The organism is Okeania sp. SIO2C9 (genome assembly GCF_010672455.1).
In the GTDB taxonomy this organism is placed as follows: Bacteria; Cyanobacteriota; Cyanobacteriia; order Cyanobacteriales; family Microcoleaceae; genus Okeania.
Map to the genome: position 1 here is coordinate 123938 of NZ_JAAHGO010000009.1, position 7239 is coordinate 131176.

Below are 7239 nucleotides of genomic sequence, written 5' to 3' on the forward strand. Positions count from 1 at the left end.
TAATTTGTGATATATATTTTAAGACATTTTGACTTCTCCCCAGACTAAAGTCATACAGTAGTTTCCGAAGTTATGAGCTACATATCTTCACGGCTTGAGGGAGTAGACTGTTTTTCATGCTAATTTTGATACTACAAATTGAAGTGCGGAATGTGGGGTAGAACAATCTTGGGACAAAACTTAGCTACTACCTCTTCTAAATTCCCATTTCTCCTGTCTTCCCCTCCACGGTCGGGGGAGGGGCGAGGGGTGGGTTGTCTCCTAACTCCTACCCCTACTAAAAGACTTTTTCAGCAAACCCTAATTATTAATTATTCATTATTAATTATTCATTATTCGGTAAGTATTCTTCAGCGGAATAAATATGAAAATATCAGCAACAGAAATAGAAAATACAAATCCTCGTTTAGCATTGACAATTGGAGATCCTGGGGGCATAGGACCAGAAATAATTCTTAAGGCTTTAGCAGACCCTACTGTTACAGAAAATTGTGACTTGACAATTATAGGCAGTCATCGCATTTTGCAACAAACCTACCAAAAACTATCTCAACTCTCGAAAAAAACTCAATCGCCAGAGTTACTTGTTAACTGGGAAAATTTAAAAATTTTAGATGTAGAGTTTAATGGAAAATTAGAAAATATATTTCCCGGCAAAGGTAATGCTGTGAGTGGGGAAGCTAGCTTTTGTTTCATGGAAACAGCTATTGCTCAGACTTTAGCTGGAAAATTTCAAGGTATTGTCACTGCTCCTATTTCCAAAACTTGCTGGCAGATGGCTGGTCATAAATACCCTGGTCAAACTGAACTTTTAGCAGAAAAAGCAGGAGTAAAAAAATTTGGGATGCTATTTTTTGCGCGATCGCCTCACAGTAATTTTGTACTCCGCTCCCTTTTGGCTACCACACATATACCATTATGTCAAGTACCAAAGGCTTTAACACCAGAATTGCTGAGTTGGAAATTAGAATTGCTTATAGAAAGTTTACAAAAAGATTTTGGGATTTCTCAGCCAAAAATTGCTGTTGCTGGTTTAAATCCTCATAGTGGAGAAAATGGACAATTAGGAACAGAAGAGCAAGATTGGCTCATCCCTTGGTTGGACAAAGAACGCGATCGCCAACCGGACATACAGTTAGATGGGCCAGTTCCACCGGATACGATGTGGGTCAAACCAGGTCAAGCTTGGCTAGGTTTACCAGCTAAAACTTATGATGCTTATTTGGCGCTGTATCATGACCAGGGTTTAATTCCAGTCAAGTTAATGGCTTTTGATTTAGCAGTGAATACTACCGTTGGTTTACCATTTGTTCGTACTTCTCCTGACCATGGTACAGCTTTCGATATTGCGGGTCAAGGTATTGCTGATGCGACGAGTATGAAAGCAGCAATAAAGTTAGCTAAAGAGTTGATATTACAAAGAAGTTATTCATAGCAAAAGTAGCCAAATTAATAGAATTGTTTCTGCAATAGTTGACTTAGTCAATCTACAATCTAAAATATACAAATAGGAGGTATAAAAAAGCTGACAAATTTGATGGTCAAGCAAATATACCTACTAATACCATTTTAGTTAGCTCTCAGGGGTGAGAATAAAAAATTCTTACCCTAAAATAATCCTATTAAGGCATGAGTTAACAAACAATAAAAGTAAGAATTTCCTACGGAATGCTGCGCAAACAGTTATTAGCATTTCCTACGGAATGCTCTGCAAACAGTAATCAGTTTTTGAACTTATGCAAGTAATAACTGAGGTTAGATTATAGCCAATTTCATTAATGAATTTTAATTCTCATTGGTGGATAATTCCTTTCTAGTTATGATAATGAGTTAATAACAAATAGCTGATAGCTAATGGCTGACTGCTGAATGCTTACCAATAAAATGGTAAAAAAATCAAAATTTATTTGATAAAACTTTGAAAACTATATCCTTTGCTATCCAGGGAAAAATGGATTATGAAACTTTAGGAAAAGCAGGAGGAATTAGCACAACTCCTGGTACGCCCCAATGGGCACTTGCTATTAAATTAAAACTACAATCTGTTCTGAAAAAAGATGTAGTTGTTAATGGGGAACAATTAAAAGCATGGCGTGAATTAATGAAACAGCCAGCTGCTTATCAACAATTACTTGATGAGCAAGGAAAACCATTTAATAGCTATGAAGAATTATGTCGTGCTCAACCACCTTATGGATTAGGTTGTGAAGCTAAAGAAATTGAAGAATTAATTAGCAGTTTAGAATTAGAATCAACTGGAACAAAAACAGTTGATACACCGGAAGACCCGGTCAAAGATTTAGGAAATCCATCAAATTATTTTCATAAATTCTCTAAACTTGTGGAAGCTTGCCCGGATAATCAAGCTTTAAATGCACCGAAAATAGGAGAGATTTTAGATTATGCTCATAGCACTGCTCAATTATGGAGAAAAAGATGGGAACATTTAGGATGGTTAGAACAATCAAAAAGTAGTGGGAGAGGTTTTTATCAAATTACTGAATCAGGAAAAAATGCGGTTAAAAATTGGTTAGAGCAACAGCCAGAAGGTAAGTTGAATGAAGAACTATGGGTAGTAGTTCCTAAAAATCCTCAAAAGGCAGCAGAAAAATTGATTAAATCTTTTAAAGGTGAAGAATTAAGAGAGGTTTACAAACTAATTGGAGAGTCTTTTAGTCAAGAATTAACTACATTTCACTCTGAGATGGAATGAAGATTAGTGTTTAGCGATCGCTAGATTTTCTAATTCATCAAAGTCAACATCTAACAGCAGAAATTAATAGTTAATTTTTTTCTACTGCAAGAGTATTTAGTCCTGAAATAACAATTATTACTGCAGGAAATTATTAACCTATATTTCGCACTTTAAAGGATAGTTTCAACAATTAATAATTAATAATTAATTATTACCTCTTCTTTTCAAGAAGAGGATTGACTCAAAGGAAATTTTTTTCTTGTTTTTCCTTTAAAGGATAGGCTTTAAACCTTAATTTTCGGTAAAAGAGAAAGAGTCAGAATTCAGGATTCAGGAGGGAATGAAAATTACCAATCTGGCAAATATTGTCAGTTTAAGTGTTAAAAAATTTTTTTTAACTTTATTATCTCACGAGTATGGTTGATTTTTTTCAATATAAATACTTAGTGATTATTCAGTTTTTGCGCTACTTTTTATATCTCAAAATGAGATGTGGAATGTGATACCATTTATCTATGAAGTTGCGCTTAATAAGATATAAAAGCTATTAGTAAAATTCAGGTTTTTGCAATAATTATTAAGCAGATTGTTACAGATAAATGGTATGAGTACTAATGTTAAAATAGCCCTAAATTGTACAAAGTAAGTCAATTATTGAAAACAATAACTACAAGGGTTACTTTTAACGAATAATTTCTGAGTAAAGTAAATAGTTATATCTATATAGTGTTTTTATTTGAGATGTAAATCTAGATTGAGGTTTTTCTAAGAAAAAAAGCGCGCCGATCAATTACCGAAAAATTAGTAATTATTAATTAAATAGTTTAGCTTACTTTGCCGACCCTTTCAAGGGAAAAAAAGTGCTAGGATATTTCCTTACATTCAATCAAGAATGGTTTTAACCAGAGGTAATTATCAATTATACATTGTCCATTAATGAACTAATATCCTTGTGTTTGTTACTTTTAATTCTGTTTTATATTCTTGACTATTCACTACATACCTTTTTCATAGCACTTGGTCTCCACATTCTAGATAAAAACGCTATATAAAAATTGAATTTACCGAAAAATTGTGCTTGAAAACCTCCTCTTTTAAGAGGATAAAAAGCGGTCGAGGGATGGCGAGGTCTCCTCGCCATATCCAATCGACCAAGAGAAGAAAAATTTTCATGATTAGTCAATCCTATCCGTTTTAAAGGAGAGGTAATTCTAAATTCTAAATTCGCGCATTCTAAATTCTTGAATGACTTATGATTTAATTTGTTAGTCAGAAATGAGCAACTTTATATATAAATCAAAAAAATGTGTATTTCAATAGCCTAAGAAACTGAGATAATAGTCTATACTCAATTCCTAATTTGTTTGGAAAAGATAAAATATTTTTGTTTTAAATTAAGAAGAGGAACTAATGACAGAGCTTTCCACTGAACAATTGCTTTATCTGCTTTATACGTTTGCTTATTCAACAGAAGGAACTGTTACTAGAAGTACAGTTAGGAATCATTTATCTAAAAAACGCCGCCCCAATGCAAAACAGGTTTGTGAGAGTTTATGTGAGCTGAAGTTTCTGGAATCTCCTAAACGAGGGAGAATTAAAGTTACTGAAATGGGAATGAAAGCTCTAGTTCTTAATCTTCAAACAACTGAATATAAATTTAGGTCTAACAAAGGACCTAAAATTTTAAATGCTTTGATGGCTTGTTTAAAATTAGCTGCAAAATATAATCAGATAAATTATCAAAATGAGGATATGGATTTTGAGACATTTGTAGAGAAGTTTAAAAAGCTTTATATTGAAGAAAGGAGGCGTCAAGAATTAGAAGGTGTTGTGGCTATTCGCAGTCAAGAAATTTGCCAAAAGTTTATTAAAAATCATCATATTTCTGAATCTCTAGTAGAAAAATATTTCGAGCAATTGAAATCTGATGGTTTAGTATTTGCGGTACAAGAAAACAATAAAGAATTAATTCAATGGGTGAACTAAATTATGCCAGAAGATGCAGGAAAAAAAAGATATATTAGAAAGTTTTTACAGCAAATTCAACCAGGAGAAGGTTATGTGGAAAATATTTGGGTTGAACGTGATGTAAGATTACCAGGAAAAGAGGGTGAAGATGATACTACAACTACAGCTGAAAGTTTATCTGGTAACTCTTCAATATCAAATATAACGGAATTGCTTCGAGACGATCTTAAACATACTTTTGATGATAGATTTTTTACATTTAGATTTGTGGCGGCATTTCTTGGTAGTGGTAAAACTTCCCTATTAACTTATTTGCATGAATTAACAACAACTCAGTCAAATTATGAAAAACATTCTGTAGTAATTCAGTTTCCACTTTCTCATTTACGGACAGTTGGTAGTAGTCATAATTTTAGCATTAAACTTTACTGTTATATTTTAGGAGATACTTTTTGGCAATTAATACATAATCAAAATTTATTGCCAGATGTAAAAGAAGTTGCTAAAAACATTCTCGAAGAATTTGATGCAGGGTCATTATTAAATACAGGAACTAGAGAAGAGATAAAATTAAATCCTTTTAGGTCAAAATTTAGTAAATTTTTCGCAACAAGTGAAGTAAATTTTGTGGAATTATTTTTTGATGTGATATCTCAAGTCACAAAAGTAGACCCCAGATTTACTTTTGTCTATTTAACAGATGAATTAGATTCATTAGAAAAATTTCCAGAAGAGATAGAAGAAACTAGATTAATTTTTAGAGCATTACTAAAGCAAGCTGTTCAGAAATTTAGAGCAAGTATTCCTCTACTAATTTATTTGGTAGGTACATCAGACAATGTAAGTTCTTTAATTCAAGAAGATTCTGTCTTAAAAAGTTTAGTCAAAGATTCGGTGATTAATCTTAGCTCAGGTTCTAATAAAGAATTTATGATGATTAAACAAGAGATAGATGACAGGATTAAAGGAGCATACAAAGGATATAAAAATTTTAATAGTGCTTGGCAAGAAATTGAAAATATACCCTGGAAAACCCCTACAAATTTCCGAGATTTTTGTCAATATTATTCAGGAAAAGTTCTAGAAATACATGAAAGATATTTTGCCGAAGCTGAAGAGCAAAAATTTGAAGGTGATGCTCGTGGATTAGTTGAAGCAAAATGTCGAGAAAAATGGGGAAAATATTTAAACAAGAAAGTATATACATTATCAACAGTTGAAACTACAAAAGTAATTCCAGGCAAAAAAACAGGAGAAAAACACGCCTTAGATTGTTATGTAGAATTACTTCACAATGGTACACAAGTAGCTAGAGGTTTTGGAGAAGCAAAAAATTATGAATTGTTAAGTTCTCACTTAGAAATATTTAGTAAATGGTTAGATGATTTTGAATTTAATCCATATCTTTCAGACAATAATCCTCCGGAGTTAGCTTTTATGATTGCTCCTTCATGTTCGTCACTTTTAGAAAAAAAGCTAGAGTTACAAAATATTGAATTTATTCAAGCAGATAAAGTTATTGATAAAAAATCAACTACATCACCAAGTTCAAAAAATTCAACTGTAGATAAAATTATTGAAATAAAATCAACTTCATCATCAGATTCAAAAAGCTCAACTGCTGTTAATATCAATACAGCGAATGAAGCAGAATTAATAATTACTTTTAGAGGAACAAATGTCAAGAAAAAAACTATTCAAAAGCTGCTAAATAATAGAAACAGTAATCATTACAAAGACTTAAATCATCTGGTATCCGATCTTAAGTTTAGCGATAATGTAAAAGCTAAACTTCAAGTTAAACTCGATCATGAAGAAATTAGTTTTTCTGATTGAAGTAACAAAAATCCAAGAAATATTTACCATAGAGTAAATAATTTATCTATCTCTACCCTTCCACTACTAAAAATTTTCTAGGTAACTCTAGAAATTCTCCGAAAAAATCAAAAATATTGAAATTTTCCTTGTGCGGTAATGACAAAAATCCAAGAAATATTTGTCATGGAGTGAATCATTTATATCTCTCCACCCTTGCACTACTAAAAATTTTCTAGGCAACTCTAGAAATTCTCCAAAAAATTCAACAATATCGAGGTTTTCCTGATGGGGGAATGACCAAAGCAAAAGAGATATTTACCATGGAGTAAATTCTTTCTCTATCTCCACCCTTCTACTACTGAAAATTTTCTAGGCAACTGTAGAACTTATCCGAAAAAATCAAAAATATTGAGATTTTCCTGATGTGGGAATGAGAAAAATTCAAGAAATATTTGTCATGGAGTAAATCATTTATATCTCTCCACCCTTCTACTACTGAAAATTTTCTAGGCAACTGTAAAACTTATCGGAAAAAATCAAAAATATTGAGATTTTCCTGATGGGGGAATGACCAAAGCAAAAGAGATATTTACCATGGAGTAAATTATTTCTCTATCTCCATCCTTCTACTACTGAAAATTTTCTAGAGTTATCTAGAAATTCTCCGAAAAATTCAACAATATATATATGGAATAAATCATTTATATCCCTCCACCCTTCCACCATTGAAAATTTTCTAGGCAACTGTAGAACTTATC

Annotated in this window: 4 protein-coding genes; all 4 read left to right on the forward strand. The window is 32.1% G+C overall.

Annotated elements, in window-relative coordinates:
- Positions 1 to 364 precede the first annotated feature (364 nt).
- The 4 genes from pdxA (at position 365) to F6K23_RS08815 (ending at position 6499) form a co-directional block, all read left to right on the forward strand.
- A complete protein-coding gene (gene pdxA, locus F6K23_RS08800) occupies positions 365 to 1435 on the forward strand; it encodes a 4-hydroxythreonine-4-phosphate dehydrogenase PdxA (RefSeq protein WP_293153473.1) in 1071 nt (356 codons plus the stop codon).
- A 516-nt stretch (positions 1436 to 1951) separates the two neighbouring features.
- Complete coding sequence (locus F6K23_RS08805; protein ID WP_293153475.1) at positions 1952 to 2713, forward strand: hypothetical protein; 762 nt, start codon at positions 1952 to 1954, stop codon at positions 2711 to 2713.
- A 1392-nt stretch (positions 2714 to 4105) separates the two neighbouring features.
- Entirely contained in the window at positions 4106 to 4681 is a 576-nt protein-coding gene (locus tag F6K23_RS08810) for a hypothetical protein (RefSeq protein ID WP_293153478.1), read from the forward strand.
- Between the two features lie 3 nt (positions 4682 to 4684).
- Positions 4685 to 6499 carry a hypothetical protein gene (locus F6K23_RS08815; protein WP_293153481.1) on the forward strand — a complete coding sequence of 605 codons (1815 nt, stop codon included), beginning with the start codon at positions 4685 to 4687 and terminating at the stop codon, positions 6497 to 6499.
- The last annotated feature ends 740 nt before the right edge of the window (positions 6500 to 7239 follow it).